The organism is Paraburkholderia sp. SIMBA_053 (assembly GCF_046534895.1).
In the GTDB taxonomy this organism is placed as follows: Bacteria; Pseudomonadota; Gammaproteobacteria; order Burkholderiales; family Burkholderiaceae; genus Paraburkholderia; species Paraburkholderia caledonica.
The window spans coordinates 1-321 of record NZ_JAWRXU010000339.1 but is presented as its reverse complement, the minus strand read 5'-3'; the positions used below and the strand labels follow the sequence as shown (position 1 = coordinate 321).

1 pseudogene is annotated in these 321 nt (G+C 64.2%); it reads right to left on the bottom strand.

Annotation, left to right across the window (positions count from 1 at the left end):
- A pseudogene (gene garD, locus SB753_RS35900) lies at positions 1 to 321 on the bottom strand (galactarate dehydratase); the annotation flags it as partial.

Here is a 321-nt window from a genome sequence, read left to right as displayed (position 1 = left end):
CGCTGCGATCCGCGCCGCCGCGCTTGAGGTAACTGTCGTACCACTGCATTTCTCGGATGATGGCTGCCGCGACATCGGCATTGGCCGCGCGAGCCGTGAGTTGCCCGACGCCATCGCGTACTTCCGTCACTTCAGAGAACATCACGGTAGCGCCCGCGCGAACCAGCAGGTCCGTTGCGAAACCAACGGCAGGGTTGGCTGTGAGTCCCGAAAACGCGTCGCTGCCGCCGCACTGGACGCCGAGCACGAGATCGGATGCCGGACAGGTCTCCCGACGTCGATTGTCGAGCCGCTTCAGGTGCCCTTCGGCCATCTTCATGA